Raw genomic sequence first — 3561 nt, 5'->3', positions numbered from 1 at the left:
CCTTCTACGTGGTACCTGGCAATTTTCATAATGCGGGCTTCAACCGCTTCATAGTTTTTTACACCTTTTGAATTATAAATTTCTTTCACGATATCCGCTAAATCAAGAGTCACCGTTTTTTCTTTATAAAACATCTCGTCGCGCTGTGAAAGAGCAAACTGGATAATTTGGGAATCTTTTGGGTCTAAAACCATATTTCGTTTGGAAAGAACCGTTTGATTATCATTCACAGGGATAATGGTGCGAATGAAATATTCTTCATCAACTTTATAGTCATTATATAAAACGACTTCTTGGGAGTTTGTTTTAACTTCCATATTGGTTTTAAGAGAATGACTTTCGTTTGAGAAGATAGGGGCCTCTACCCACGAATTTAATCGTTTATCAATCCAGTTACTCAAATTTCCATTGTATTTTTCTAATATGATTTCAGCAATTAAAAAAGTAAAGTCCGTGTGAAATGCTTTCTCTATTTGATAATTCATTTTTGAATCTAAATAAGGAAAATCGGTGATGTTTGTTTTTTTACTTTTAGCCCATGCCTCTACTTCTTTTAACTTTATCTTTAAAATATCTTCAGGTTTTTCCACGCCAAACAGCTTTTTTAAGTGTTCGGTATCCACTTTTTTATCCATCACTTTTTTGGCCAATTCAATGTCTTCAAAAATAGGATTAGGCTTTTCTGCTTTAATATCTTTTTTTAACGTTTGCAGCCAGTTTTTCTTATTTGATTGTCTTCTTTTGTAGGCCGGGTTTCGTATTTCCTTAGGATTTATTAATTTATTCTCTAAAACAAACGTATCTTGCAATATATTTAAAATGTAGTCTTCTATAAAATCTTTTTCATTCGAAAAAAACGAATGAGAATCATATAAAAAGTCTATGCACTTTGCTTTGATATTGTCATCGATCGCATCGCTGATTTGTTTAATAAGGTAAGGAGAAAAATTGGATGGTTCGTTCATGTTGACCTCCTCTGTATGTATATAATCTGTAACAGTCTTATTATATCTTTTTTGAACGATACTCTAAAGGCTAAAAGGAAAATTCGTTTTTGTGAATGCTGTTTTATATCGAATTAGCCTAGCCGGCTATTAGTATAAAATATAAAATTCTTTCTTTATAGCGCTTGTACAATATCAGTATATACTTTAAATGTAAGGAGAGTATTATAGTAGTTTTATAAAAGAGAAAAGCAAAGTACATTCATTGAGTTTAAAAATGGAAAAGTTTATACTTGCCAAGTACACTCTTTTTACAAATAGGGGGAATAAATATGTTGTTAAAACCTAAAGCAATTTTTTTAGATATGGACGGTACGATATTAAATCGCTCCAACAAAGTAAGTATTCAAACAAAAGAAATCATTGACGAATTACGAAAACAGGGAATTTTTGTTTTTATTGCTACGGGAAGAGCGTTTGATGAAATAGAAGAGTTAGTTCCTGAAGGCTTTCAAGTAGATGGATTTATCACATCAAATGGTATGGCGGGCTATGTAGGAAAAGAATCAGTCTTTCAGCACTCGCTTTCGCTTCAATTGGTGGAAACTATTATTGAAAAAGCAAGAGCGAATAAGGTGTACTACGAGCTTTTCCCGTACGGCACACCTCGCGTGACGTTAAAACAAGATCAATCCTATGTAGAAAATGAAATTAGAGATCCAAAGCCAGAGAGTGTGGAAATTAACGAGTGGCTTTCTCGTAAACAAGCGATTAAAGAAGAAATTGACTGGAAAGATACTGTAGAGGGAAGTGAATTTTCAAAGTTCTATTTCTTTGCAAGAACGCACGAGCATATCGATAAATGGAAAGAGGAACTTGAAGAACTTAAAAAAGAAATCGACTTTACAACTTCTACTTCATCTAAACACAATGTTGAAGTGATGGTGGCAAACGTAAATAAAGCAACGGGAATTCAGCAAATGCTAAAACATTTTAATTTGTCCGAGCAAGACATTCTAGCAATTGGCGACAGCAACAATGATTTACCAATGTTTCAGTTTGCCAGCTATGCCGTAGCGATGAAAAATGCGCCGGATCATATTAAAGAAATTGTCGATGACGTAACGGAATTTAACTGTGACGAAAACGGCGTATCTCATTATCTTTCTAAATTTTTATTACAAAAATCTACTAGAAGTAATCCCGTTTTATAAAAATGAATCTATTTCATGACAATGCATTATAACCAACTATTCAAAACATCGTCTTTTAGGCGGTGTTTTTAGTATACATAAGGTGGAAAGTAAACCGTTCATTATTTTTAGTTATAGCACTCTTAGCTAAAAAGAATAGATAAGAATAAACCTTCTATAATTTAAAAATCATGCTATAAACAACATAACTATATAACTATCCTCGTACCTATCGCTGCAAAACGCCTCTCAGCCCTGATGAGTGCCAGCATGCCAAAGCAAAAAATATTTTAAAATCTAAACTTTTTCTTTCTTCAAACTTTTTATAAAATGCGGAGAAAAGGGATTGTATCTCCGTATATTTAATGCTAATATAACATTTAATGAAAATAGTATAACATATTTAGTTTTATTTTATAATTAGTATGACATAAATCCTGGATTCGCTCGTTTTTTTAAGTGTTTATAATCACAGTATCCAGGATATTAGCCCATTCATTACCCATAAAATATGTATCTTGCAAGCTGCTAAATGATAGTTGAACAAAAAATACTAGCGTTATTAAACTATTAAAATCAAAGAATAGGAAGATTTAATGTGAATAAAAGAAAAATTGTCTATATAGTTTCCGACTCAGTAGGTGAAACGGCTGAGCTGATGGTAAAAGCAGTTTTAACTCAATTTAGTGGAGAAGATATTGAAATTCAAAATACTTCTTACGTAGAAGATGAGGGAAATATTGATAATATCATTGCTGAAGCAAGGTGTAATAAGGCCATCATTGCGTATACTATCGTCATCCCACCTTTAAAACACTATCTTGACCAAAAGGCACATGAAGAAGGAATTGTAGCCATTGATTTAATGACTCCTCTTATGAGTGCCTTTAGCCAAACCTTTAATAAGGAACCTAATCTTCAACCGAGATTAACGAGAAAATTAGACGATAACTATTTTCGAAGAGTAGAAGCAGTTGAATTCGCTGTTAAATATGATGATGGACAAGACTTCAGAGGCATCAAGCGAGCTGATCTAGTGWTGATTGGTGTTTCGAGAACATCTAAGACGCCACTTTCTATGTATTTAGCTCATAAAAGTCTTAAAGTAGCGAATATACCTTTAGTTCCAGAAGTGACTCCTCCTGATGAACTTTTTACTATTCCGAAAAATAAATGTATTGGTTTAGTTATTACACCGGATAAGCTCAATGAAATTCGAAAAGAACGATTAAAAAATTTAGGTTTAGCGTCTCAAGCCAATTATGCCAATGTAGATCGAATCCTTGAAGAGCTGGACTATGCTGAGAAAATTATGAAGCGCATTGGCTGTCCTATTGTTAATGTCTCAGGTAAAGCAGTTGAAGAAACCGCTGAAGTGATATTGAGCATGTTAAAAAAGGACAAGACGAAAGGGTATGTATAAA

3 protein-coding genes are annotated in these 3561 nt (G+C 33.0%); 2 read left to right on the top strand and 1 reads right to left on the bottom strand.

The window, feature by feature from the left end:
• Positions 1-965 (bottom strand): hypothetical protein (locus AC1DRF_RS19695; RefSeq protein ID WP_477741469.1); only part of this gene is annotated, 965 nt, incomplete at its 3' end.
• A 311-nt stretch (positions 966-1276) separates the two neighbouring features.
• On the opposite strand from AC1DRF_RS19695, the gene AC1DRF_RS19690 reads away from it, so the two are divergent.
• Entirely contained in the window at positions 1277-2158 is an 882-nt protein-coding gene (locus tag AC1DRF_RS19690; protein ID WP_477741468.1) for an HAD family hydrolase, read from the top strand.
• A gap of 577 nt (positions 2159-2735) precedes the next feature.
• A complete protein-coding gene (locus AC1DRF_RS19685; protein ID WP_477741467.1) occupies positions 2736-3560 on the top strand; it encodes a pyruvate, water dikinase regulatory protein in 825 nt (274 codons plus the stop codon).
• The last annotated feature ends 1 nt before the right edge of the window (position 3561 follow it).

This window comes from Priestia sp. P5_B4 (assembly GCF_056400385.1).
This window is presented reverse-complemented; position numbering and strand designations above follow the sequence as displayed.